This is a genomic window from Bradyrhizobium sp. USDA 4369, from assembly GCF_054056435.1.
Genome location: NZ_JBSRYH010000001.1, coordinates 7,338,309 through 7,363,741, shown reverse-complemented (window position 1 = coordinate 7,363,741; position 25,433 = coordinate 7,338,309). Strand labels below are relative to the sequence as shown.

The 25,433-nt window shown below is 64.9% G+C and carries 22 protein-coding genes and 2 pseudogenes; 18 read left to right on the top strand and 6 right to left on the bottom strand.

Features of this window, described 5'->3' with window-relative positions:
* Positions 1-61: 61 nt before the first annotated feature.
* Positions 62-1,774, bottom strand: coding sequence for a jacalin-like lectin (locus ACVIJ6_RS33450; protein WP_456776206.1), 1,713 nt, complete (start codon positions 1,772-1,774; stop codon positions 62-64).
* A 302-nt stretch (positions 1,775-2,076) separates the two neighbouring features.
* On the opposite strand from ACVIJ6_RS33450, the gene ACVIJ6_RS33445 reads away from it, so the two are divergent.
* Complete coding sequence (locus ACVIJ6_RS33445) at positions 2,077-2,271, top strand: hypothetical protein (RefSeq protein WP_456776205.1); 195 nt, start codon at positions 2,077-2,079, stop codon at positions 2,269-2,271.
* 37 nt (positions 2,272-2,308) lie between these two features.
* Positions 2,309-3,037, top strand: a complete 729-nt coding sequence (locus tag ACVIJ6_RS33440; RefSeq protein WP_456776204.1) for a sulfite exporter TauE/SafE family protein — start codon at positions 2,309-2,311, stop codon at positions 3,035-3,037.
* A 64-nt stretch (positions 3,038-3,101) separates the two neighbouring features.
* Here ACVIJ6_RS33440 and ACVIJ6_RS33435 read toward each other — a convergent pair whose 3' ends face one another.
* Complete coding sequence (locus ACVIJ6_RS33435) at positions 3,102-3,836, bottom strand: metallophosphoesterase family protein (RefSeq protein WP_456776203.1); 735 nt, start codon at positions 3,834-3,836, stop codon at positions 3,102-3,104.
* Between the two features lie 161 nt (positions 3,837-3,997).
* Positions 3,998-4,194, bottom strand: a pseudogene (locus ACVIJ6_RS33430) (IS630 family transposase); the annotation flags it as partial.
* Between the two features lie 48 nt (positions 4,195-4,242).
* On the opposite strand from ACVIJ6_RS33430, the gene pip reads away from it, so the two are divergent.
* The 4 genes from pip (at position 4,243) to ACVIJ6_RS33410 (ending at position 9,292) form a co-directional block, all read left to right on the top strand.
* Positions 4,243-5,202, top strand: a complete 960-nt coding sequence (gene pip / locus ACVIJ6_RS33425) for a prolyl aminopeptidase (RefSeq protein WP_456776202.1) — start codon at positions 4,243-4,245, stop codon at positions 5,200-5,202.
* A gap of 956 nt (positions 5,203-6,158) precedes the next feature.
* On the top strand, positions 6,159-7,547 hold the full coding sequence (locus tag ACVIJ6_RS33420; RefSeq protein WP_456776201.1) for a class II 3-deoxy-7-phosphoheptulonate synthase: 1,389 nt from the start codon (positions 6,159-6,161) through the stop codon (positions 7,545-7,547).
* Positions 7,547-7,900 carry a diacylglycerol kinase gene (locus ACVIJ6_RS33415; RefSeq protein WP_172236194.1) on the top strand — a complete coding sequence of 118 codons (354 nt, stop codon included), beginning with the start codon at positions 7,547-7,549 and terminating at the stop codon, positions 7,898-7,900. Before ACVIJ6_RS33420 ends, ACVIJ6_RS33415 begins: the two co-directional genes overlap by 1 nt.
* A gap of 12 nt (positions 7,901-7,912) precedes the next feature.
* Positions 7,913-9,292 (top strand): nitrilase-related carbon-nitrogen hydrolase, encoded by a 1,380-nt coding sequence (locus ACVIJ6_RS33410; RefSeq protein ID WP_456776200.1) that lies wholly within the window; start codon positions 7,913-7,915, stop codon positions 9,290-9,292.
* 23 nt (positions 9,293-9,315) lie between these two features.
* On the opposite strand, the gene ACVIJ6_RS33405 is transcribed toward ACVIJ6_RS33410, so the two are convergent.
* Together ACVIJ6_RS33405 and ACVIJ6_RS33400 are read right to left on the bottom strand one after the other, a co-directional pair.
* Positions 9,316-10,482 (bottom strand): DUF2865 domain-containing protein, encoded by a 1,167-nt coding sequence (locus ACVIJ6_RS33405; RefSeq protein ID WP_456776199.1) that lies wholly within the window; start codon positions 10,480-10,482, stop codon positions 9,316-9,318.
* Positions 10,483-10,635: 153 nt separating this feature from the next.
* Complete coding sequence (locus tag ACVIJ6_RS33400; protein ID WP_012043601.1) at positions 10,636-10,944, bottom strand: hypothetical protein; 309 nt, start codon at positions 10,942-10,944, stop codon at positions 10,636-10,638.
* Between the two features lie 372 nt (positions 10,945-11,316).
* On the opposite strand from ACVIJ6_RS33400, the gene cysS reads away from it, so the two are divergent.
* The 4 genes and pseudogenes from cysS to ACVIJ6_RS33380 form a co-directional block, all read left to right on the top strand.
* Entirely contained in the window at positions 11,317-12,735 is a 1,419-nt protein-coding gene (gene cysS, locus ACVIJ6_RS33395; protein ID WP_456776198.1) for a cysteine--tRNA ligase, read from the top strand.
* Positions 12,736-12,849: 114 nt separating this feature from the next.
* Positions 12,850-13,350 carry a GNAT family N-acetyltransferase gene (locus tag ACVIJ6_RS33390; protein WP_456776197.1) on the top strand — a complete coding sequence of 167 codons (501 nt, stop codon included), beginning with the start codon at positions 12,850-12,852 and terminating at the stop codon, positions 13,348-13,350.
* Entirely contained in the window at positions 13,347-14,960 is a 1,614-nt protein-coding gene (gene cimA / locus ACVIJ6_RS33385; protein WP_456776196.1) for a citramalate synthase, read from the top strand. The genes ACVIJ6_RS33390 and cimA overlap by 4 nt, the downstream gene beginning before the upstream one ends.
* A 182-nt stretch (positions 14,961-15,142) precedes the next feature.
* Positions 15,143-15,313 (top strand): annotated as a pseudogene (locus ACVIJ6_RS33380) (VOC family protein); the annotation flags it as partial.
* A gap of 5 nt (positions 15,314-15,318) precedes the next feature.
* Here ACVIJ6_RS33380 and ACVIJ6_RS33375 read toward each other — a convergent pair.
* On the bottom strand, positions 15,319-15,921 hold the full coding sequence (locus ACVIJ6_RS33375; RefSeq protein ID WP_012043607.1) for an LOG family protein: 603 nt from the start codon (positions 15,919-15,921) through the stop codon (positions 15,319-15,321).
* Between the two features lie 243 nt (positions 15,922-16,164).
* Here ACVIJ6_RS33375 and ACVIJ6_RS33370 point away from each other — a divergent pair, with 243 nt between their 5' ends.
* The 8 genes from ACVIJ6_RS33370 to ACVIJ6_RS33335 all read left to right on the top strand — a co-directional run bounded on the left by ACVIJ6_RS33370 (position 16,165) and on the right by ACVIJ6_RS33335 (position 25,417).
* Complete coding sequence (locus ACVIJ6_RS33370) at positions 16,165-18,138, top strand: ABCB family ABC transporter ATP-binding protein/permease (RefSeq protein WP_456776195.1); 1,974 nt, start codon at positions 16,165-16,167, stop codon at positions 18,136-18,138.
* 119 nt (positions 18,139-18,257) lie between these two features.
* The gene (locus tag ACVIJ6_RS33365) at positions 18,258-18,956 is read left to right on the top strand and encodes a phosphatidylserine decarboxylase (RefSeq protein ID WP_012043609.1); all 699 of its coding nucleotides are present in this window, start codon (positions 18,258-18,260) and stop codon (positions 18,954-18,956) included.
* Positions 18,957-19,043: 87 nt separating this feature from the next.
* Positions 19,044-19,934, top strand: coding sequence for a CDP-alcohol phosphatidyltransferase family protein (locus tag ACVIJ6_RS33360; RefSeq protein ID WP_456776194.1), 891 nt, complete (start codon positions 19,044-19,046; stop codon positions 19,932-19,934).
* Positions 19,935-20,045: 111 nt separating this feature from the next.
* Positions 20,046-20,765: an RraA family protein gene (locus tag ACVIJ6_RS33355; protein WP_456776193.1), complete on the top strand. Its 720-nt coding sequence runs from the start codon at positions 20,046-20,048 to the stop codon at positions 20,763-20,765.
* A gap of 285 nt (positions 20,766-21,050) precedes the next feature.
* The gene (locus tag ACVIJ6_RS33350; RefSeq protein WP_456776192.1) at positions 21,051-23,240 is read left to right on the top strand and encodes an ATP-binding protein; all 2,190 of its coding nucleotides are present in this window, start codon (positions 21,051-21,053) and stop codon (positions 23,238-23,240) included.
* Positions 23,237-23,599, top strand: coding sequence for an Hpt domain-containing protein (locus ACVIJ6_RS33345; protein WP_012043613.1), 363 nt, complete (start codon positions 23,237-23,239; stop codon positions 23,597-23,599). The genes ACVIJ6_RS33350 and ACVIJ6_RS33345 overlap by 4 nt, the downstream gene beginning before the upstream one ends.
* Before the next feature lie 177 nt (positions 23,600-23,776).
* A complete protein-coding gene (locus ACVIJ6_RS33340; protein ID WP_012043614.1) occupies positions 23,777-24,550 on the top strand; it encodes a motility protein A in 774 nt (257 codons plus the stop codon).
* Positions 24,551-24,586: 36 nt separating this feature from the next.
* A complete protein-coding gene (locus ACVIJ6_RS33335; RefSeq protein ID WP_012043615.1) occupies positions 24,587-25,417 on the top strand; it encodes an OmpA/MotB family protein in 831 nt (276 codons plus the stop codon).
* The last annotated feature ends 16 nt before the right edge of the window (positions 25,418-25,433 follow it).

Here is a 25,433-nt window from a genome sequence, read left to right as displayed (position 1 = left end):
GAAGGTCGATCGGGTGATCCGGACGGCAAGCCGCCCGGATCACCGCTGCGTCACGATGCGATCAGGGCGTCAGCGTCCACAGCTGCGACCCGGCCGCTGCAGCAGTGGCGGTCAGCAGCTGGTTGCCGACCGAGGTGCCGTTCTGGCTGACGACCTCGACCGGATAGCTGCGCAGCGCGATCGTGCCGGCCGCGGCGTCATAGCGGAAGCGCTGGTTGTTGTTGCCGGTGCAGGTCCAGATGATCAGCTGCGCGCCGTCGCCATAGGTGCCGTTGTTGTCGAGGCAGTAATGCGGGTCCTGCATGCTGCGGATCATGCCGCTGGCATCGTCGTAGCTCCAGGTCTGGTTGGCAGCGCCGGTGCAGTACCATTGGATCACGGCGGTGCCGTCGGCCATGGTGCCGCCATTGACGTCCATGCACAGCGCCGAGCTGCGGTTGACGATGCGGACCGGCTGGCGGGACGGCGCCGCGGCGCTGGAGACCGGCGCGTAGACGACGCCGAGCTTGTCGATCCCGTCGCCGGACCGGCCATGGAAGCCGGTGATCTGCCAGCCGCTCGGCGCGGTGATGCTGGTGCAGGTCGTGGTGGTCGTGCCGCCCGCCAGCGTGCGGCCCGTACTGGTGGTGAACGCAATCCGGAAGATGCGCGTATGGCCCTGGTACTGATCGCTGCACAGATCGACCGAGGCGAGATATTCGCCGCTGCCGAGCGTCAGGCTCTGCGCCGTGCCGCCGGTGCCGCCATGGCGGTAGACATAGCCGTTGGAGAGCGTGAGCTCGACCTGGTCGACGCGGCTGCCGGTGCGGATCGAGATGCTGCTGACGACGGGATTGGCCGGCAGCGCCGATGCATCATTGTAGCTCGTGCCGTGCGGGCCGCCGAACTGATCGCTCAGCCTGCGGTTTGCGGCCGTCGAGAAGCTCCACTTCACCTCGATCGGGTGATGGTCGGAGAGTTGCGCGCCGCTCGAATCGAGCGCGTCCTGCCGGTCGACATAGGACGTGGCCTGCAGGTTGAGGATGCCGTTGTTGCGCCACAGCACCTTGTCGACGATCTCGCAGTCCGGGCGAGCGGTCTGCGAGCTGCCGCAGACCAGCGCATCGCCGATCGGCGGCACGCTGCCGCTGCGCACCGTCTCGATCCAGGCGTCGCTGAAGCCGTGGTGCAGGAACTCCCACATGTTCTGGCCGGCCCGCGTGTAGCGGGTATTGGTGTCGCCCATCACCATGACGGCGTTGCCGGCGGAGTTCGCCTCGATATAGCTCAGGATCTGCGCGACATCCGCCTCGCTATAGGCGAGGTCGGTCGACGACGTGCCGGATTGGGCATGCAGATTGTAGAAATCGAGATAGACGCCCTCGGCGAGGCGGGTGCGGACCAGGGAAAATCCCTTCGGCGTCAGCGCGTCGGAATCGGCCCGCTTGGTCCAGGTGACGCGATCGAGATCGTCGAAGGCGTAGGTGCTCAGCGTGTTGAGGCCGTCGCCGATGCCGGCGGTGCCGGAGGTCGGCGTGCGATACGGATGGTTGTCGCAGGTGTCGTAGAGCGCGGCGTGCCAGAGGAAGTCCTCCTGCACGTTGACGATGCCGAAGTTGCGCAGGTAGCAGCTGATCACGCGGGAATGCGCGTCGCTGCCGCCATTATAGGCGGTCGGCGTCTCGGCGACATTGTAGGTCAGGGTGTTGAATGTGCCGCTGGCCGCATGCAGCGGGCTGCAGAGCATGGCGGCCCAGCCCACGGCGATGGCGCCCGCGACGTGGCGAAGTGTCATTGGTCGATCCCCCTCGATCATGTTTGTGAGAGGCGGCGCGATAGCATCTGCTGCGTATCGGGCTGATGACAGATCGATGGATGTTCTGCTGGCACAGTGTTCAGCGGAACAATTACAACCGGAAGTTAATGCCGTCCGGCGTCAGCGCCGGTTCAGGTCATTTGCCTCCTGGCCGTCGCCTGCATCGACGGGCCCGCGTCGGCGACCGCTCCGACACACGCCGTGGGGATGCGAGGCTCTTGGCCATACTCCTATCGGGGGACGCTGAGGGGACGCTGTGATGCTAGCAACCATCAAATCAGTTGCTGGAGATCACGGATATGCAGGCCCGTCAGGTTCCGCCGCAGCAGAGACTCTCGGTCACGCCACGCGCGGCGCTGGCGGTGGGCATCGTGGTCCTGTTCCTGCTGCTGCACGTTGTTGCCGGCTTCATCGTGCGGGCCTCTGCCGCGCTGGATAGTCCTTCTTCTGTTTCGGTGCGTCAGACCTACGATTGAACCCAGTTCATTTTCATTCCTCAGCCGGAGATATTTCATGCCCGGGCTCGATTCATTCCTGCTGCTCAGCGTCGCCGTTTTCTTTGGTGCTTTCGTTTCCGGACTGGCAGGATTTGCTTTTTCGGCGGTTGCCGCCGCCATCCTGCTGCATGTGCTGCAGCCGTTGGAGGCTGTCCCCTTGATGATGGCCTGCAGCATCGGCGTGCAGGCGACGAATTTGTGGGCGCTGCGCAACAGCATCCGCTGGAAGGAGAGCGCGGTGCTGGTCCTGGGCGGCATCCTCGGCGTGCCCCTGGCGCTTTGGCTGCTGCACAATGCCGATGCCCGCGCCTTTCAGCGCGGATTCGGCCTGATGATTGCGGCCTATTCCGGCTACATGCTGTTCAAGCCCGGCCTCGGCCGCCTGCAGGAGATGAGCCGAAGCCGCACGGCGATGGTCGGATTCGGCGGCGGTGTGATCGGCGGCCTCACGGCGATGCCCGGTGCGCTGCCGACGATCTGGTGCGAGATGCACGGTCTGGCTAAAACCGATCAGCGCGGCCTGGTGCAGCCCTTCATCGCCGTGATGCAGGTGTCCTCGCTGGCGATGATGCTGGCGCGCCACGAGCTGTCGTCCAAGGTGCTCGTCGATCTGGCCATGAGCCTTCCGGCGCTGCTTGCCGGCACGGCCCTCGGCATCCTCGCCTTTCGCAGGATCAAGGACGCGGTGTTCAGGAAGATCATCCTGGGCATCCTGCTGCTCTCGGGTCTGCTGCTGGTCTTCTGAACGGTCATGCCCTTCTGGGCGTGATGCCTGCGCATGCGGCGAACAGGACAGCTGCGTCAGCGGCTCACTCCACCCAGCCGGTCGCGATGGCGTTCGCCCAGTCGTGCATGCCCCTGCTGCGCGCCAACGCCGCCATCGGCGCTGGATCATAGGGCACGTAGTGCAGCGTGACCGACCACTTGCGTAGCCCGCGCTCCAGAATCGCGTAGCAGGCATCGGGAGTGCCGGTCTCCACCCGATAGGTGCTCGGCGCACGGCCGCGATAGCCGGGCAGTCCGACGCTGCCGGGATTGACGATGAGCCGACCATCACGCAGTCGAACGACGCGCGGAACATGGCTGTGTCCACACAGGATCAGCGAGGCATCGATTCCGTCAGCCCGCGCCGCGATGCGAGCAAGACTGTTCGGGCGCACCGTGCCGTCCGCCATCACCTCCTCGAGCCAGAATGCGGCATCATCGTCCGGCGCCCCATGGCAAAGAAAGACGTCGTCGCGATAGATCAGCGTCGCTGGCTGGGCCGCGAGCCAGTCGATATGCGCCTGTTCGAGCGCTCGGACATCGCGACGCGACGAGTCTCCCGCGCGATGCAGGTCGATCATGTGCCGGTCCTGGTCGCCGCGGATCGACGCGAAGCCGCAGGCCATCAGCATCTCGGCGGTGCGGACAGGTTCGAGCGGGCCGCTCAGATGATCACCGAGATTGACCACGTCATCAATGCCGCGCGAGGCGATGTCGGCCAACACGGCCGCGAGCGCGTCTGAATTGCCATGAATGTCGGCGATGGCCGCAAAACGCATGAGAGCCTCCGTTCGGGGAACGGCGGGCAGGGCGTGGCCATGCGATGAACCGTTCGCTTTAGCTGCATTTGGAAACGCGCCCGCAAGCTGATGGTCAAATCGGCGCTTGGTCGTCACGCTAGCATGCCGCCGTTGTTGCGGACAATGCGTAAGGCCAGGAATCAGAGTGGAGTGATACGGCGGCCTTTGAAGAGGCGCTGGCGTAGCTTCGTCTTCGTCCAGACGAAGGGGGCAGCTCTGTCGTTGTCGGCTTTGACACAAGAATCGACATGCTGTTCGATCTGCTTGAGACTGATGAATGGGGCGCGACCCAATGACTGCCCCGGAGAATTGAAAACCACATCTCGAACGGGTTGAGTTAATCGGGCACCAGACGGTGGTCGGGAAGACAGCGGAGGCATGCTGAATGCGGGACGACAGATTTCCGACGATTGAACCGTACGACAGCGGCATGCTCGACGTGGGTGACGGTCATCAGGTGTATTGGGAGTGCTGCGGGAACCCCGCTGGCAAACCCGCGCTCTATCTGCACGGCGGCCCCGGTTCAGGCTTCACGCCGGGCCAGCGACGCTTGTTCGATCCAGATGCCTATCGGGTCGTACTCTTCGACCAGCGCGGCTCCGGACGCAGCAGGCCGCTCGCCAGCGCGCTGGATGCCGACCTGAGCGCCAACACCACCGCCCATCTCATTGCCGACATCGAAGCATTGCGCCAGCTACACGGGGTCGAGCGCTGGACCGTCCTGGGCATGTCCTGGGGAACCACCCTTGGCTTGGCCTACGCCCAGGCACACGCGCGGCGGGTCGATGCATTGGTTTTGGCACTCGTGACCACCACATCTCCTCGCGAAGTCGAATGGGTCACCCACGACGTCGGCCGCATCTTCCCTCGCGAGTGGAACCGGTTTGCCACAGCCGTGCCCGACACTTTGCGGCACCTACCTTTGGCCGATGCGTATGCCACGCTATTGTTTGACGCCGATCCCGCCGTCTGCGACCACGCGGCGCGGGAGTGGTGCGCCTGGGAAGATGCGCATGTCTCCCTTACCCCCGGGCATCTCCCGAATCCGCGCTACGAAGATCCGGAATTTCGCCTCCGGTTCGCGCGCCTGGTTACGCACTACTGGCGGCACGCCGCCTTCCTTGGGGAAGACCAACTCCTCCGTGATGCCGCGCTACTGAACGGCATTCCCGGTGTCCTAGTCCACGGCCGGTATGACGTCAGCAGTCCGCTGAATACTGCATGGAAACTGTCGCAAAGCTGGACCACCAGTGAGCTTCAGGTCCTGGACGATGCCGGCCATGGCGGCGGCAACACATTGATGACTGCCGTCGTTGGTGCGCTAAATCGGTTCGCTGCACTGTAATTATCCGCGGCCTCCCCGCGGCTTACTACCTAAGCCAACTGAATACCTGGCGGGCGTGGCCTCGATCTCGTCGGCTTTGGACCGCGGTTGGCATCGCTGCAAGATTTTGCTTTACGATTTTCAGAAATCGTGCTCTACTGCGCGCATCCCGCCTCACTCGGAAGGGGCGTTGCGCGCGATCGTCACGACGCGGGGCGGGGAGCGATGGCCGTGGTCTTGCCGCAGCGTGTCCTCGGGATGCGTGGACGAACGGCGAGGCTGCGGACGTGAAGTCGCAGCGTGCCGACACCCCGATGCTGGTGTCCAGCGCAATGCGCTTGAAGCGCATTGTCGCCATGGTGGCCAACACGCCGGCGCACCAGGCAGACTGCGTATAAGCGTGAAGACCGTCGCGCAGGGAATGCCGGTTGATCGGCTTTGCCTGTGGTACCTGCCGCCTGCACTTTTTTTCCGCAGGCGGGCCATGGGTGGGGCCTTCACCCGGCATTCCCTGCGCCCTCCGACCTGTCGAGAGGGTGAGCCGTTCGGTTGAACCTCGGGCATCCGTGCCGCGGGACCGAGACCGTGTGTCAACTGATCCCGTGCTCCCACGTCATCGTCGGCTGTCGTCCCGGACAAGCCGCGATGGCGCGAAGCGGCGGCGGGGGCCGACCCGGGACCCATGCGCCCAGGGCGCGGTTGGTTTGCGCAAGTTGATTCACGTGGCGTCACGACGACAGCCGGTGGTGATGGGTCGCGGCGTCGGCCGGGATGACAGCGGTCATTGTCGAGCCACGGTCGCGCTCGCAAGGACGGAGCAGGGCGTGGGCCCGCCGCGAGCCGGAATCCCTTCGCGGCTGCAACGGCTTGGCGGGATGACTTAAATTCCGGATGGCAGTTCGCAGACAGGCTGTGTATAACGCGCGCGCCGCGGCGGGGGAACAAGCGCGCGGTGTTTCGCGAAGGGAGTAGAAGCCATGACCGAGCGCTGGAGCCCGGAGAGCTGGCGTTCCAAGCCGGTGCAGCAGGTGCCTGAATATCCCGACCCGAAGGCGCTGGCCGAGGTCGAGGCGCAGCTCGCGACCTTTCCGCCGCTGGTGTTCGCCGGCGAGGCCCGCAACCTGAAGAAATCGCTGGCGCGGGTGGCGGCCGGCGAGGCCTTCCTGCTGCAGGGCGGCGACTGCGCCGAGAGCTTTGCCGAGCATGGCGCCAACAATATCCGCGACTTCTTCCGCGTGCTGCTGCAGATGGCGGTCGTCATGACCTATGCCGGCGCGGTGCCGGTGGTGAAGGTCGGGCGCATCGCCGGCCAGTTCGCCAAGCCGCGCTCGTCGCCGACCGAGAAGATCAACGGCGTCGAGCTGCCGAGCTATCGCGGCGACATCGTCAACGACACCGCCTTCACGCCCGAAGCACGCATCCCCAATCCGCAGCGCCAGCTCGACGCCTACCGGCAGTCGGCGGCGACCTTGAACCTGTTGCGCGCGTTTGCCACCGGCGGCTTCGCCAATCTCGGCAGCGTGCATCAATGGATGCTCGGCTTCGTCAAGGACTCACCGCAGTCGCGGCGCTACAAGGAACTGGCCGACCGCATCTCCGAAGCGCTCAATTTCATGCGCGCCTGCGGCCTCGATCTCGAAAGCCATCCCGAGCTGCGCGCCACCGATTTCTACACCAGCCACGAGGCGCTGCTGCTCGGCTATGAGCAGGCTTTCACCCGCGTCGACTCGACGACGGGCGATTGGTACGCGACCTCGGGCCATTTCATCTGGATCGGCGACCGCACCCGGCAGCTCGACCATGGCCATGTCGAATATTTCCGCGGCATCAAGAATCCGATCGGCCTGAAATGCGGCCCGTCGCTGAAGCCGGATGAGCTGTTGAAGCTGATCGACATCCTCAACCCCGACAACGAGCCGGGCCGGCTGACCCTGATCAGCCGCTTCGGCGCCGACAAGGTTGCCGATCATCTGCCCCATCTGATCCGCGCGGTGCAGCGGGAAGGGCGCAAGGTGGTGTGGTCGTGCGATCCGATGCACGGCAACACCATCACCTCGACCTCGGGCTACAAGACCCGGCCGTTCGACCGCATCATTGCGGAAGTGCGCGCCTTCTTTGCCGTGCATGCCGCCGAGGGCACCCATGCCGGCGGCATCCATCTGGAGATGACCGGCAAGGACGTCACCGAATGCATCGGTGGCGCGCGGGCGATCACCGATGAGGATCTCAACGATCGCTATCACACGGTGTGTGATCCCCGGCTCAATGCCGAGCAGTCGATCGACATGGCGTTCCTGATCGCCGAGCTGCTGAAGCAGCAGCGCGGTGGCAAGTCCGCCCCGATGCCGGCCGTCGCGGGCTTCTGATGCTGCGTCTGTGGCGCGCGACGGTCAACTCGCGCAATGGCCTGGCCTTCGCGCTCCGCTCCGAGCAGGCGGTGCGTGAGGAGGTGGTCGCCTTCCTGCTGTCGCTGCCGCTCGCTTATGTGATCGGCGCGACGCCGATGCGCAGCGTTGAGCTGGTCTGCGCCGTCGTGCTGGTGCTGGTGGTCGAGCTGCTCAACACCGCGATCGAGAAGCTCGCCGATCGCCTGACCACCGAGCACGATCTGCAGATCGGCCGGGTCAAGGATCTCGGCTCGGCCGCGGTCGGCGTGGCGCTCCTGATGTCCGGCAGCTTCTGGCTGTTCGCGATCGCCGAGCGGCTCGGGCTGTTGTGAACGGGTTGAGCGATGGCCGCTGACGTCTTCAGGATCACGCTGGCCCAGCTCAATCCCACGGTCGGCGATGTCGCGGGCAACGCCGCGAAGGCGCGCGAGGCGCGCGCCAAGGCGGCGGCCGATGGTGCCGATCTGGTGGTGCTGCCGGAATTGTTCATGGCCGGCTATCCGCCGCCCGATCTGGTCCGCGACCCCGCGTTCCTGTCCGCTTGCCGCGCCGCGATCGAGACGCTGGCGGGCGAGACCACCGATGGCGGGCCGGCGTTGCTGATCGGCACGCCCTGGGGCGAGAACGGCTGGCTCTACAATACCTGCGCGCTGCTCGATGCCGGCCGCATTGCCGCGCTGCGCTTCAAGGCCAACCTGCCCGATGGTGATCAGAGGCGCCTGTTCGCCCGCGGTCCGGCAGCCGGCCCCGTCAGCGTGCGCGGGGTTCGCATCGGCGTTGCGATTGGCGAGGACATCCGGGTCGAAGCACCGTCGGACGACGAGAGCGTGGTCGAGACCTTGGCGGAAACCGGAGCCGAGATCATCGTGGTCCCGAGCGGCTCGGCCTATGCCCGCGGTGGCGGCGATCGGCGCCTCTCGGCTGCTGTGGTGGCTGTCACCGGGAGCGACCTGCCGCTCGTCTGGCTCAACCAGGTGGGCGGCCAGGATGGAGTGGTGTTCGACGGCGCCTCGTTCGCGCTCAATGCCGATCTGTCGGTGGCCACCCAGCTGACCGGCTTCGCGGCGGAGGTCGTGACCTTGACCTGGAGCAGGGGCGCCGACGGCTGGCACGGCCGCGGACCGGTGGCGAACGCGATCGACGGTGACGAGGCCGATTACACCGCGTGCGTGCTCGGCCTGCGCGACCACGCTCTCAAGTACGGCTTCTCCGGCGTGCTGCTCGATCTGTCCGGCGGCATCTCGACGGCGTTATCAGCCGAGATCGCGGTCGATGCGCTCGGGCCGTACAAGGTCCGCGGCGTGGTCATGCCTGGGCGCGATACCGCGCCGGAGGCGAACGATGACGCCAAGGCGCTCGCCGCGAGGCTAGGCATCACCCTCGACATATGTCCGATCGAGGCTGCGGTGGAAGGCTTCGAAAAGATCCTGCCTCGGCCGTTTGCGACCGGCGTTCAGGACGATCTGCTGGCGCATATCCGCGGCACCGTGCTGCGGGCGCTGGCGCGCACATCCGGCCTGCTGGTCGTTGCCGCCAGCAACAAGTCGGATCTGCCAGGGGCACGACCACGCAACGCTGACGACGTGAGCTGCGGCTTTGCTCCGCTCGCCGACTTCAGCACGATGCAAGTGATTCGCCTCGCCGCCTTGCGGGGGCGCTGGACGCCTGGCGATGCGCGGGGACGAGCGGTCGGGGCGACAGTGCCCGATGCGTGCGAAGGATGATGCCGATGGCCCGGCGATCCTGCTCAGCGCGCCGGGATGAAGGTCGGTCCGACCGTGCGGATCTGCTTGTCGCCGCCGGCGCCGGTCGTGGTATCGGCGGTCGCGGCCGGCGGCGCCGCATCGGCGGGCGCTGCGCCCTTCTTGGCAGCCGTCGCCGGCGGCTTGCCGGTCTGGCGCTGCTGCATCCGCTTGGCGCTCTCTTCCGTGACGATGATGTCGCCCTGCTCGGCTGCGCTGGCCCTGTCGTCGATCGATTTCAGCGCATCGGCCCAGGTCTGGCCCGGGGCCTTGCACGAGCAGGACGGGTTGAACTCGGTGCGATATTTGAACGCATTCGGCAGCGCGCTGTAGGGCTGACCGTTGACCGACACCGCCTGGTTCATGTCCTCGCCCGGATTGCGATAGGTGAACAGCGTCGCCTCGGCGGCCGGGCATTGCGCCTTGCAGGCGCGCTCGTCATCGGCGAAGCGGCCGGGAACCGTGGCGAACGAGATCGGGAAATAGGCGCCGTCGCAGCTGCGCACGCAGACGGTGCGGTACGTGCCCTGGGGCGCGGCGAGATCCGCGCTCGGCGGTGGCAGCGACGCGGCCGGGTTGGTGTCGGGGCCGCCGCCGAACAGGCTCGTCAGGAAATTGCCGCCACCACCGCCGCCCCGGTTGGCATTGGCATATTGCTGATATTGCGGGCCGCAATTGTTCTGACCGAGCGCCGCGAGCACCGAGCGCCTCTGATTGTCCCGCTCGCCGCCGAAGCCGCCGCCGCGCAGCCGCTCCAGGCTGCCGGTGATCTGGTCGAGATTGGCGCGCATCTGCTGGATCTGGTTGTTCACGGGGGCGCATTCGGCCGAGCGGCCGTTGAACAGCGAAAAGAAGCCGGAGCTGTCGCAGCCCATGCGCTTGGCCTGCATGCTGACGCGATCGAGCTCGCTTTGCTGCTTGGCCGCGGCATCCTGATAGCGCCGGATCTGGTCCTCACGCGCGGGATCGCCACCACCGCCGCGGTCGATCGAGGCGAGCTGCGCCTCGAGACGCGGGCAGATCGGATTGACCCCGGCCTGCGGCGTCGGCGGGCCCGGCGGCATCTGCGCATAGGAGTCGGAACTGGATTGGGCGAGCGCGTGCGAGCCGGTCAGGATCAGTCCGAGCAATGCGGTACGGGCCAACAGGCGCGGAGACAGGGAAGCGATCAAGATGCGGTATTCCGGTCCATGGATGCAGCCGCGGGACTAGCACAGAATTCGGAAAAATCGCGGCAGCGGCGAGCTTCCAATAGCCGCTTTGTTCGGCAGCGTCACGTCGTTTCCAGGGCGCCCGGAAGGCGGGAACCGCCGGTGCCGGACGGCTCAGCGCTGGCAGGTGATCGCGACAAAATCGCTGCAGCTGCCGTGCGTGCAGCTTGCGCCAGCCTTCGAGACCGATCCGGTGATCTCATCGGGATCGACCCGGCGGTAGGAGGAGGCCTGAGCAAAATCCCGTGATTGGCAGTAGGAGCGCGCGGCCGAGGCGCCGCATTTGTCGCCCCTGGCCAGGCACTGGTCGACGCCATAGCCATCGGATTCGTTGGCGATGATGAAGATGCGGCTCTCCGCCGAAGCGGTCGTTGCGGCGGCGAGAAGGACGAAGCAGGCGAGCAGCGCCGAGGAGAATCGCATGGTGCACCGGACGATGAGGGATACAACTCATGGTTAGGCCAAAAAGGTTAATAATGATTAACCTCGCGGCAGGGCGGGTGCATTTGGGCGGCGAAAACGGCCGTTTTGCGACCCTTGACGGCAACACCAGCCTGGATCATGGTGAAATCCATGAACGGTTTCCTCGCCATCTGCTGCATTTGCCGCGAGATTACGCGCTAGCGATTCGCTGGCTGAGGCCGTCTTTTCTCAACCGAGATGATCAGGACGCCCGGCCGGCAGGTCGGAGCGTGATTTTGCCGTGGCCGCCCGCGCGCGGGCCGTCATCTGGCGGAGGACAGCCGTTACGTCTCGCCCGGCGAGGCGGAACGCACAGGCATTCGGGGACGGACCATGAATTTGCGTTTGTACGACACCGCGACGCGGGAGAAGCGCCCCTTCGTGCCGCTCGATCGGAACAATGTCCGCATGTATGTCTGCGGACCGACCGTCTATGACTTCGCCCATATCGGCAATGCGCGCCCGGTCATCGTCTTCGACGTGCTGTTCCGGCTGTTGCGCCATCTCTATGGCGCCGAGCACGTCACCTATGTCCGCAACATCACGGATGTCGACGACAAGATCAACGCGCGCGCGGCGCGCGATTTTCCCGGGCTGCCGCTGAACGAGGCCATCCGCAATGTGACGGAGCTGACCGAGCGACAGTTCCACGAGGATGTCGACGCGCTCGGGTGCCTCAGGCCGACGATCGAGCCGCGCGCGACGGAGCATATCGCCGAGATGCGCGACATCATCGAGAGGCTGGTGGCCGGCGGCTTCGCCTATGTCGCAGAGGACCACGTGCTGTTCTCTCCGGCCGCCATGAATGCCGCCAACAAGGTGCTGCCGCGCTATGGTGCGCTCGCCAATCGCTCGCTCGATGAGATGGTCGCCGGCGCCCGCGTCGACGTCGCGCCCTACAAGAAGGATGCGACCGACTTCGTGCTGTGGAAGCCGTCGAAACCCGGCGAGCCGTCCTGGCCGTCGCCGGCCGGCATCGCGGCCGAGGGCCGTCCCGGCTGGCACATCGAGTGCTCCGCAATGTCCTGGAAGCACCTCGGCGAGACCTTCGACATCCATGGTGGCGGCATCGATCTCGTATTTCCGCATCATGAGAATGAGGTGGCGCAGAGCTGCTGCGCCTTCCACACCGCGCGCATGGCCAATGTGTGGATGCACAACGGCTTCCTTCAGGTCGAGGGCGAGAAAATGTCGAAGAGCCTCGGCAACTTCGTCACCATTCGGGAGGTCCTGGCGGATTGGCCGGGCGAGGTCGTGCGTCTGAACATGCTCAAGACGCATTATCGCTCGCCGATCGATTGGACCTTGAGGGGGCTCGAGGAGAGCGCGAAGGCGATTGATGATTGGTACCGCACGGCGGGCGATCTGCGCGAAGGCAGGCCAGATGACGCCGTCATCGAAGCGCTGCGTGACGATATCAACACGCCGTTGATGGTCGCCGCGCTTCATGGCCTGCGCAATGAGGCAGCTTCCGGCGGTGTCGAAGATGTGGCGCGCTTCGTCGGATCGCTGCGATTGTTGGGCTTCCTGGCCGAAGATGCCGCGCAATGGCGCGCGCGCAAGCAGCAGGCCAGCGGCGTCGATGCGGCGAAGGTCGAGGGCCTGATCGCCGAGCGCACCGCGGCGCGAGCGCGCAAGGATTTCAAGGAATCCGACCGTCTCCGCGACGAGCTCGCGGCCATGGGAGTGGTGCTGAAGGACGGCAAGGGCGCCGACGGCAAGCCGGTCACGACCTGGGAGATGGCGCGATGACGAAGCCCGACACGCCGTTTCCGCGGCACTGGCTGTATTATATCGGACTGAAACTGGTGCTGATCGCAGGCGCGGTGGCGCTGGTCACGAAGCTCTACGGCATGTGGTGAGGACATGGGACAGGCATTTCCAAAGGCCGCGTTGCGGCCATTCCTCCCCGCAGATGCGCCGCTGCTGGCCGCGATCTTCGTTGCCAGCATCCACGAGCTGACGTCAGACGATTACAGCGAGGAGCAGCAGGAGGCCTGGGCGTCCGCCGCCGATGATGAAGCCAGCTTCGGCAAGAAGCTGGCCTCCGAGCTCACCTTGATCGCGACGCTGCAGGGGGCGCCGGTCGGCTTCGCCTCTTTGAAAGGCAACGACCAGATCGACATGCTCTATGTGCATCCGAGCGCCGCCGGGCAGGGCGTCGGCGCGACGCTGTGCGACGCGCTGGAGAAGCTTGCGGGCGCGCGTGGCACGACAGGCCTGCGGGTCGACGCCAGCGACAGCGCGGTGGATTTCTTCCGCAAGCGCGGCTACGTCGCCCAGCAGCGCAACAGCGTCTCCATCAATGGCGAGTGGCTCGCGAACACCACGATGAAAAAGACGCTCGGCGCAGGAGCCCAGGCATGAGCAGCACGGGCACAGGCCGGGAACGGCTGTATCTGTTCGATACGACGCTGCGCGACGGCGCGCAGACCAACGGCGTCGATTTCACCCTCGCCGACAAACGCGTCATCGCGCGCATGCTCGACGAACTCGGCATCGATTATGTCGAGGGCGGCTATCCCGGCGCCAATCCGCTCGACACCGAGTTCTTCGCCGAGAAGCCGAAGCTTGGCCAGGCCCGCTTCACCGCGTTCGGCATGACGCGGCGCGCCGGTCGCTCGGTGTCGAATGATCCCGGCGTGGCGGCGCTGCTGGAGGCCAAGGCGGATGCGATCTGCTTCGTCGCCAAATCGTCGGCCTATCAGGTGCGGGTCGCGCTCGAGACGACGAACGAGGAGAATCTGGCCTCGATCCGCGACAGCGTGACGGCAGCCAGGGCAGCGGGGCGCGAGGTCATGCTCGATTGCGAGCATTTCTTCGACGGCTACAAGGAGAATGCCGAGTTCGCTCTCGCCTGCGCCAGGACCGCTTATGAGGCCGGGGCGCGCTGGGTCGTGCTGTGCGACACCAATGGCGGCACCATGCCGCACGAGATCGAGACGATCGTCGGTGTGGTCGCGAAGCACGTGCCCGGCGATCATCTCGGCATCCATGCCCATAACGACACCGAGCAGGCAGTGGCGAATTCGCTCGCGGCGGTGCGGGCCGGGGTACGTCAGATCCAGGGCACCTTGAACGGCCTCGGCGAGCGCTGTGGCAACGCCAATCTGTGCTCGCTGATCCCGACATTGAAGCTGAAGGAAGAGTTTTCCAGCCGGTTCGAGATCGGCGTCTCCGACCAGCAACTCGGCTCGCTGGTGAAGGTGTCCCGCACGCTCGACGACATGCTCAACCGGGCGCCGAACCGGCATGCGCCCTATGTCGGCGAGAGCGCCTTCGTCACCAAGACTGGCATCCACGCATCGGCCGTGCTCAAGGACCCGCAGACCTATGAGCACGTCGCGCCCGAGAGCGTCGGCAATCATCGCAAGGTGCTGGTCTCCGACCAGGCTGGCCGCTCCAACGTGATCGCCGCGCTGGAGCGCGGCGGCATCCCGTTCAGCAAGAGCGATCCGAAGCTGACGCGCCTTGTCGAGAAGCTGAAGGAGCGCGAGGCCGCCGGCTACGCCTATGAATCCGCCAATGCCTCGTTCGAACTCCTGGCCCGGCGTACCCTCGGCTCGGTGCCGGAATTCTTCCGTGTCGAGCAGTTCGACGTCAATGTCGAGCAGCGCTACAACGCCGTCGGCGAGCGCATCACCGTGGCGCTCGCGGTCGTCAAGGTCGACGTCGCCGGTGAGCGGCTGATCTCGGCGGCCGAAGGCAACGGCCCCGTCAACGCGCTCGACGTCGCGCTGCGCAAGGACCTCGGCAAGTATCAGAGCTATATCGACGGCCTCAAGCTGATCGACTACCGCGTGCGTATCCTCAATGGCGGCACCGAGGCGGTCACGCGTGTGCTGATCGAGAGCGAGGACGAAACCGGCGAGCGCTGGACCACGGTCGGTGTCTCGCCCAACATCATCGCCGCCTCGTTCCAGGCGCTGATGGATTCGGTATTCTACAAGCTTGTGAAGTCAGGTGCGGCGGGCTGACATAGGTGGCCGTCATTGCGAGCGAAGCAATCCAGGGCCGATTGCGCGACTCTGGATTGCTTCGTCGCTGCGGTCCTCGCAATGACGTGGAGAGGTCAGGAGCAAACGCATGATCGACCAATGTCCGTCGGCGCCAGCGATCTCGCTCGCAGCGCGCGCTCCTATCAGCGAGCGTTGGCGCTGCCCGGTTGGCGGCGGATGTCGACGGCCTTCATACCGCGGCGCTGCAGGCGGGCGGGGTGTTGGATGGTCCGCCCGGGCTGCGGCCGCATGACCGCGTGCGCTATTACGCGGCCTTCGTGCTTGATCCCGACGGCAACCGGATCGAAGCGGTGACATGTCCGACTGAGTAGTGATGTCAGAGCCGCTTGGCGATCTCCGGCGCCATTTCCGTCTCTTCCTTGGCGACGCGGGCGGCGGCTTCGCGCAAGCGGGGGAGGATGTCCTCGACGCGCTCGGCCTTGAGCAGTTCGATCTGGAAGCCGGGGCGGATGAACTCGGTCTCGCGCATGTGGGCGAGCAGCGCGAACAGCGGTTCCCAGAAGCCGTCGATATTGGCCATCAGCACCGGCTTCGCATGGCGTCCCAGCTGCTTCCAGGTCAACTGCTCTACCAGCTCTTCCAGCGTGCCGATGCCGCCGGGCAGGGCGACGAACGCATCGGAGTGCTCGAACATCAGCCGTTTGCGCTCATGCATGTCGGGCGTGATGATGAGATCCTTCAGCGGCATCATCACTTCCTTCTTGACCAGGAAGTCCGGAATGATGCCGGTGACCTCGCCACCATGATCCAGCACGGCCTTGGCGACGGCGCCCATCATGCCGACGGAGCCACCACCATAGACGAGCCTCACGCCGCTCTCGGCAAACGCCTTGCCGAGCGCCTTGGCTGATTCGATAAAGCTGGGATTCGTCCCCGGGCCGGAGCCGCAATAGACGCAGACGGTGCGGATTTCAGTCATTGGAGGGATGTGACACTGCAGTTGAAAGGCGTCAAGACGAAGGCGGATGGGCTGGATCCGCGGGCTTTTACGGAGAGTCCCGCACGATCTGGATAAATCTGTCGCAATCGAAGATGCAAATACTGCGCCGCGGCAACGGTTTCGGTCGCCACGCACGTGCATATGGCGCTGGGACACTCTATATGACGCAAACCCGCTCCGGCATCACAACATGCCGCGCCCCCTGCTGTTCCAGATTGCTTGATGCCGCCTGATTCCGCCTCCGATCCAGCCGCCAACCAGCCGCAAGCGTCCCTCGAGCAGGGGACGCTGGCCGGCACCTTGCGGCGCCTCTGGCCCTTCATCTGGCCGAGCGATCGGGCCGATCTCAAAATGCGCGTCTTGTGGTCGGTCGTGCTGCTGCTCGCAGCCAAGGTCGCGACGCTTGTTCTGCCCTTCACCTTCAAATGGACCACCGATGCGCTGACCGGCGCCAACACCGCGCCAATTCAACCGGATAACTGGGCCTTCTGGCTGGTTGCCTCGCCCATCGTGATGACCGCGAGCTACGGCGCGATACGCGTGCTGATGGCGGTGTTGACGCAATGGCGCGACGGCATCTTCGCCCGCGTCGCCATGCATGCGGTGCGCAAGCTCGCGACCATCACTTTCGTCCACATGCACGAATTGTCGCTGCGCTTCCACCTGGAGCGCAAGACCGGCGGTCTGACCCGCGTGCTCGAGCGCGGCCGCAACGCGATCGAGACGATCGTGCGGATGGTGATCCTGCAGCTGATCCCGACGATCGTCGAGGTCTCGCTGCTGACCGCGGTTCTGTTGTGGCAATTCGACTGGCGTTACGTACTGGTCACGCTGGCCATGGTCGCGGCCTATCTGTACTACACCTACATCGCGACCGAATGGCGCATCGAGATCCGACGTCGCATGAACGACTCGGATACCGAGGCCAATACCAAAGCGATCGATTCGCTTCTGAACTATGAGACGGTGAAATATTTCGGCGCCGAGGCACGCGAGGCCCAGCGCTATGACCGCTCGATGGAGCGCTATGAGCGCGCCAGCGTCAAAACCTATACGTCGCTCGCGGTGCTCAACGCAGGCCAGGCGGTGATCTTCACCATCGGGCTGACCGCGTCGATGCTGATGTGTGCCCATGGCGTGCGCCAGGGCCATAACACCGTCGGCGACTTCGTCATGATCAACAGCATGATGATCCAGCTGTACCAGCCGCTGAACTTCATGGGCATGGTGTACCGCGAGATCAAGCAGGCGATCATCGACATCGAGAAGATGTTCGGCGTGCTCACCCGCGATGCAGAGGTGAAGGATGCGCCGGGGGCGAAGCCGCTGGTGGTGACAAACGGCCAGCTCCGCTTCGAGGATGTCCGCTTCGCCTATGAGCCGGACCGGCCGATCCTGCAGGGGCTCAGCTTCGAGGTGCCCGCCGGCAAGACGGTTGCGATCGTGGGGCCATCGGGCGCTGGCAAGTCGACCATCTCGCGGCTGCTGTTCCGGCTGTACGACGTGTCCAGCGGCCGCATCCTGATCGATGGGCAGGACATCCGCGACGTCACCCAGGTGTCGCTGCGCGCGCAGATCGGCATGGTGCCGCAGGATACCGTGCTGTTCAACGACACCATCCGCTACAATATCCGCTATGGGCGGTGGGATGCCGATGATGCCGCGGTCGAGGAGGCCGCGCGGCTGGCCCAGATCGACGGCCTGATCCGGATGGCACCCAAGGGGTACGAGACGCAGGTGGGCGAGCGCGGCCTGAAGCTCTCCGGCGGCGAAAAGCAGCGCGTCGCGATCGCCCGAACGATCCTCAAAGGTCCGCCCATCCTGGTCCTGGACGAGGCCACTTCGGCTCTGGATAGCCATACCGAGCACGAGATTCAGGAGGCGCTCGACCGGGTGTCGCGCAACCGGACGTCGGTGGTGATCGCGCACCGGCTCTCGACGATCGTGGCCGCCGACGAGATCATCGTGCTGGACCAAGGCCGCATCGCGGAGCGGGGCACCCATGCCGAGTTGCTCGCAAAGGGCGGTCTCTATGCCAGCATGTGGAACCGCCAGCGCGAGGCCGAGGCGGCGCGCGAGAAGCTGGCTCAGATCGGCGACGACATTTCGGCGCCGAACCGCAATCCACCCGGTCGAAGCGGGCCCGAGGTGACCAGGCCCGATCTGGACGGTCCAGTGGCGACGGCTGCCGAATGAGCCCGCGAACCGCCGCGATCACCGGTTAAGGATTCATTTTGACCTTCGCCGCCCGGCGACCTAGTCAGGGCGGCGCTCAGCTCTGATGTCGGAGCGGCACCATCTCAACGAAGCAGGCCATGTCGATCAGCAATTCCATTCGTGCTCAGATTCCCCCGATTCACCCCGAAGGCTATCCCTTCATCGGAGGATTTGCCCTCGTCAGCCTGATCCTGTTCTGGATCTTCACCCCGCTCGGCTGGATCGGAACGCTGCTCACCGTCTGGTGCGCGCTGTTCTTCCGCGATCCGATCCGCGTCACCCCGCAGCGGGAGGGGCTGGTGGTGGCACCGGCCGACGGGCGGATCTCGATGATTACGCGGGCGCTGCCGCCGGCCGAGCTCGGCCTGGGCGACCGTCCACTGCTGCGCGTGTCGATCTTCATGAGTGTCTTCAATGTTCACGTGAACCGCAGCCCGGTGGCCGGCCGGATCGAGAAGATCTCCTACCGCCCCGGCGCGTTCATCAATGCGGAGCTGGACAAAGCGAGCGAGGATAATGAGCGCAATTCGCTCGCAATCTCGACGCCCCACGGCAAGATCGGCGTGGTCCAGATCGCCGGTCTCGTGGCGCGTCGGATCGTGTCGTTCGTGCGCGAAGGCCAGACGGTCGGCGCCGGCGAGCGCTTCGGCCTGATCCGGTTCGGATCGCGGCTCGACGTCTATCTGCCTGATGGCACGGAAGTTTTGGTTTCGGAGGGGCAGACCGCCATTGCCGGCGAAACCATCCTGGCCGATTTCGATGTGGCCACGCCTGGACTGACGTTCCGGAGCCAGTGAACCGCGGCCAATCCAGTATGACTCATTAAGGGAACCTTGGGTCGCGCTCCGGCACAAGGTTCAGACCAGCCACTCTGCGGTGTGATCATGAGCTTCGATCCGAACTCCCCCGAACTGCGGCGTCGCCGTTTCCGTCCGATTCCGGTGCGGCTGCTCGTGCCGAACATGATCACCCTGCTGGCGATCTGCGCCGGCCTGACGGCGATCCGGCTGTCCACCGAAGGCCGGATGGAGCTCGCCGTCGGCGCCATCGTCTTTGCCGCCTTCCTGGACGGCATCGACGGCCGCATCGCCCGGATGATCAAAGGGCAGTCGAAATTCGGGGCGGAGCTCGACAGCCTCGCCGATTTCGTCAATTTCGGCGTGGCGCCCGGCCTGATCCTTTATTTCTGGCAGCTTCATGAGCTGCGCGACGGCGGCTGGATTGCCGCCATGATGTACGCGATCAGCGGCGGACTGCGGCTGGCGCGCTTCAATGCCAGCATTGACGATCCCAACAAGCCGCCGTTCGCGGCGAATTTCTTCACCGGTGTCCCGGCTCCCCTCGGGGCGATCACGGTGCTGTTGCCTGTCTATCTGGCCTTCCTCGATGTACCGAAGCCGCCGGCGCTGGTGACCGCGTTCTACACGCTGCTGATCGCTTTCCTCATGGTGTCGCGGCTTCCGGTGTTCTCCGGCAAGACCGCAAGAATGCGCGTCGCGCCTGAGCTCGTGCTGCCCGTATTTGCGGCGGTGGTGTTCTTCGTCGCGCTGCTCGTGGTCTATCCCTGGCATATCCTCTCGGCCGGCTCGATCCTCTATATGCTGAGCCTGCCGTTCGGCTGGCGGCTGTACCGCCAGCAGGCGGCGCGGCATGCGGCTGCGCTCGGCACCGCGGCCACGGCGTCGCAAGCGTCGGCGCCGTCCGCCGCTTCATTCCCCCAGACGAGCGTGCCTGCGGCCGAGCGGGAGCAGCGGCCGCCTGAACGTCTGCACTGAGCGCAATGCCCCAGATCCGGGCCGGAGCTTTGCCGGCCTGGGTCGCCTCGTCTATACCGGATGGCCAAGGACGCTCGTGAATGCCGTCCGCATCATCCGGAGACAACGCCTGTGACAAGTCCCGCCGCCGCGCCCCTCGCTCCCTCCGTCCTCGAGGCGCTTGCGCGCTATGACACGCCGACCATCTGCAATGCGATGGAGATCGTGGCGCCCGAGCGCCGCCTGATCGGCTACACCACCAAACAGCTGGTCTGTCCGTTTCCCGACCTGCCTCCCATGGTCGGATATGCGCGTACGGTGACCATTCGCTCGGTGGTGAAGTCCGCGCTTCCGGCCGAGGAGCAGGCGAGGCGGCGCATTGCCTATTACGAGTATGTCGGCACCGGTCACGGTCCGCGGATTGCCGTGATCCAGGACATCGACGGGCCGGACATCGGCTATGGCGCCTTCTGGGGTGAGGTGCAGAGCAACGTCCATAAGGCGCTGGGCTGTCTCGGGGTGATCACCGATGGCTCCATTCGCGACATCCCGCAGTGGGCGCCGGGCTTTCAGGCGCTGGCGGGGTCGATCGGGCCGTCGCATGCCTGGGTGCATGCCGAGAGCTTCGGCGGCGAGGTTCGTGTCGCCGGCATGACGGTGCACTCCGATGATCTGATCCATGCCGATCGCCACGGCGCCATCGTGATCCCCCACGACATCGCTGCCAGCCTGCCCGATGCGGCCGAGCTCTGCGCCCGCCGCGAAACCCCGATCCTGGAGATCGCACGGTCGGCTGATTTCTCGCTCGACAAGCTCAAAGAGGCGCTGAAGCGATCCGCCGAGATCCACTGAGCATGGTTTGCGCCAACGGCCCAGACCGAGCCGCCCCCTTCGAGGGGCGGCTCGCACGGTCTGTCGTCCGCGATGCGGCGCCGGACCCTCGGCGGGTCTCCGGATGACTACGGGGATGAGTGCCGCGCCCCTGAAACCGCACCAATTCAGGTGACTAATTACCTCGAACCACGAGCGGCATGGCGAGGATTAACGCGCCGTCGCGCGTTGGGAAGATTTTATCCATCAAGCTTTACCTGATGGCGAGCCTGCACCGCTATTGCATGTCTTCGAGGACGAGAAGACATGCTCAGGGTGATATCCAAATCCATGCGGCTGTTCGGCCGGCTCGACCGGGCCGTCGATGCGCTGGTCCGGCTGATCGGGCATTTCGGCAGCGCCGTGATCGGCCTGTCGGCGATTGCGCTGGTGTGGATCGGAATTGTCTACACGATTACCGAGGAGCGCGCCCGCACCGAGCAGTCGGCGCTGAAGAACGGCGCCAACCTCGCCCGCGCCTTCGAAGAGCAGATCATCCGCTCGATCCGCGCGGCGGATCAGACGCTGCTCTATGTCCGCGACTCCTATGCCAAGGACCCGCAGAATTTCGACATGTCGCTTTGGGCCAGGAACAGCCAGTTCCTGTCCGACTTCTCGTTCCAGGTCGTCGTGATCGGCAAGGACGGCGTCATGCTGTCCAGCAATATCGACCCGAAAATGCGCGGCCTCGACCTGCACGACCGCGAGCATTTCCGTGTCCACGCCGACGGCACGGCTGATTTTCTCTTCATCAGCAAGCCGATCTTTGGCCGCGTCTCGAACAAATGGTCGATCCAGCTGACGCGCCGGATCATCCTGCAGGACGGCTCTTTCGGCGGTGTCGTGGTCGTCTCGCTCGATCCTGAATATCTCTCCAGCTTCTACAATTCGGTGGACATCGGCAAGAATGGCACCGTGACCCTGGTGGGCACCGACGGCATTGTTCGCGCGCGGGCTTCGGCTGGTCCGGCTGGAGTCGGCTCCTCGTTGGCCAGCAGCCCCATCATGGCGAACATCGAGCGCACGGCCAGCGGATCCTACATCATCAAGAGCCAGATCGACGGCATCTCTCGGATCTATTCGTTCCGGCGGGTCAAGGATCAGCCGCTGGTGGTCATTGTCGGGCAGGCGACCGACGAGGTCTTCAGCGCCATCAGGATCGACCGCGGCCTTCTGGTCGGCACGCTGCTGACGGTCATCATCGGCATCATCACCATTCTGATCGCGCGCTATCAGGCTGGCCTTGCCGCGTCACGTGACGCGGCCGAGGCCGGGACGCGGGCGCGATCCGAATTTCTGGCCATGATGAGCCACGAGATCCGGACCCCCATGAACGGCGTCATCGGGCTTGCCGACCTGCTGCTGTCGGCCGATCTTGCGCCGGAGCAGCGCAAGATCGCGACCACATTGCGGGAATCGGCCGACTATCTGCTGCAGCTTCTCAACGACGTGCTCGATTTCTCGAAACTCGATGCCGATCGCCTGGAAATCGAGCATATCGAGTTCGACCTGCACCGATCGGTCACGGCGACGGCCGAACTGCTGGTCTCGCGCGCCAGAGAGAAGGGCCTGCAACTGACGACATCGATCGCGCCGGACGTGCCGAATTACGTGGTGGGCGATCCCGCGCGGCTTCGGCAGGTGCTGTTCAATCTCGTCGGCAATGCGCTCAAATTCACGGAAGCGGGCAGCGTCCACATCGATGTGCGGGCCGAGAACCTGGCGGGACCGAACCTGACGCTGGTATTTTCGGTCGCCGATACTGGCGTCGGCATTCCCGCGGAGGCTGTCGGCCGTTTGTTCAGACAGTTCTCCCAGGTCGACAACTCCATCTCGCGTCGCTTTGGTGGCACCGGTCTCGGGCTTGCGATCTGTAAACGTCTCGTCACCTGCATGGGCGGCGACATCAAGGTGCAGAGCAAGATCGGCGAAGGCAGCACCTTCACTTTCTCCATCGAGGTCCAGCCGCAACCGCAGCCGGATGTCGAGCAGCTCAGTGTGCCCGAAGCGCCTATCGCGCCGGTCGGCGAGAGGGTTTCCGAGGAGCGGCCGGTCAATTTCGAGCCGCTCAAGGTTCTCGTCGCCGAGGACAATCTCACCAATCAGTTCGTGATCAAGAAGCTCCTCGACAAACTTGGTCACGGCTATGACATCGTCGATAACGGGACCCAGGCCATCGCTGCCGTGCAGAAACATGCCTACGATCTCGTGCTCATGGACATGATGATGCCCGAGATGGATGGGCTGACGGCGACCCGGATGATCCGAGCGCTGCCGTCGCCCGCGCGGGACATCTACATCATCGCTCTGACGGCCAACGCCACGAGCCAGGATCATCTGGCGTGCACGGATGCCGGCATGAACGACTTCGTGACCAAGCCGGTCACACGCGATCGACTGAATGCTGCTCTGCTTCGGGCGACAGCTGCCAAACACAAGGAAAGGCTTGTGGCATGACCGACTTGGTGCAATTCGATGAATCCGTCTACCAGATCCTGGTGTCCGAGCTCGGCGAGGAAGACGCGCTGGAGGTGCTGCGCACGTTCCTGGACGATACGTCCGGGAAGTTCGGCACTCTTGCGAGCAAGTTCGAGGATCGCCTGGAGCTGAAGCGCGAGGCGCATTCCATCAAGAGCTCGTCGGCGACGTTCGGCTTCTCGGCGCTGTCGAGGCTGTCACGCGAGCTCGAGCTCGGCTCGGCGACGATGGAGCCGGCGCAAATGCTGGAGATGGTCCACAAGATGCAGCAGTCGTTCGAGCAGGCGGTTCGGTTCGCCGAGGCGAACCTGCTCAAGCGTGGCGTCGCGGCCGCCTGAGAAGGGACCGTGGTCCATTTCGACAGGATGCCGGCGACGTTCTTTACCCGGTGTTATGCCTACCAATTTCAGTAACTCGTCCTTAATGGCGGCCGCGTAGGGTTCGAAACACGTGGATCAGAAGAGCCGCGTCGGTCCGGCGGGGTCGGTGGTGCGCGTAGGCGGTGGAGTTGACTCATGGATATTATGACGACTGCGGGGCTCGTAGCTGGCGTGATCGTCATCGCGACGATGATGCTGCTGGGCGGCGATCTCGAAATGTTCGTCAGCGAGCACGCCGCGATCATCATTTTCGGTGGTTCGATCTCCGCGACCATGATCCGCTTCCCGCTTGGAGTCATGCTGCACGGCATTCCGCTCGGCATGAAGTTCGCCTTCACCATGAGCCGCCTGTCGGCCCGCGAGCTGGTCGACGAGCTCGCCCGCATCGCCGAGATCGCCCGCAAGCAGGGGCCGGTCGGCCTGGAGAAGGTCGAAACCGACGAGCCCTTTCTGGCCAAGGGCATCCGCTATGTGGCTGACGGCTACGACCTCGAATTCATCCGTGACAATCTCGAGCGCGACCGCGACAACTTCCTGATGCACCTCGACGAGGGCAGCAAGATCTACCGCGCCATCGGCGACTGCGCGCCAGCGTTCGGCATGGTCGGAACGCTGATCGGCATGGTGCAGATGTTCGCCAACATGACCGACCCGTCGAAGCTCGGTCCGTTCATGGCCACCGCGCTGCTGGCGACGCTCTATGGCGCGCTGGTGTCGAACCTGATCTGTCTGCCGATCGCCGACAAGCTGCATGGCAAGCTGCTCGATGAGGAGACCAATCGCACGCTGATCATCGACGGCATCCTGATGATCCGCGACTCCAAGAGCCCGGCTCTCGTGCGCGAGATGCTGCTGGCCTATCTGCCGGAGAAGCATCGCCACGCCGAAGGTGAGCCTGTGCCTGCCTGATCGGCAGCGGCAGGCGATCCGGGGATGGGGTGAGCGATGGCCAAGAAGAAGCGGGGCGATGCGCATGGCGGCGGTCACGGCTGGTTCGTGACCTTCGCCGACCTGATGGGGCTGCTGGTCAGCTTCTTCGTGATGCTGGTCGCCTTCTCGACCATGGACAACAACAAGCTGAAGGTCGTCGCTGGCTCGATGCGCGACGCGTTCGGCGTGCAGTCCGAGTCACGCTATTCGGGCATCGTCGAATCCGACGGCCTGCCGACCCGGCCGAAGCTCAAGAACGCAGCCCATGTCTCGCCGGAGGAGACGTCCCGCGAGCCGAGCCCTGAGCAGGAGGAGCGCCAGCACACCAACGGCGCCAAGCTCAAGACCGACCGGCAGTTCGCCCTTGCCTCCGCATCGCTGCGTCAGGCCTTGCAGGACATGCCGGAGATGACCGAGATCTCCAAGCACATCATGTTCGAGGAGACCAAGCAGGGGCTCAATCTGGAGATCGTCGACCAGGACGGGCGTTCCATGTTCGCCGATGGCTCGAAAGTGCCCTATGATCGCACCCGCCGCCTGATCGAGAAGCTGGCTGCGCCGCTCAAGGCGACGCCGCTGCGGGTGCAGATCACCGGGCATACCGCGGCCGGCTTCGTTCCGGCGCGCAGCGACTACGGCGCGTTCGACCTGTCGGCAGACCGCGCCAACGCCGTGCGTCAGATCCTGGAGCGGGAAGGTCTGCCGCCGAGCCACATCTTCGCGGTTTCCGGCAAGGCGGATACCCAGCCGCTGTTCCCGGACGATCCTTCGCTCGCCGCCAATCGCCGCGTGACCATCACCTTGATGCGGGAGGATCCGCCATTGCCCCCCGATCTGAAGCCCTAGGGCGGCTTCTCGGCCA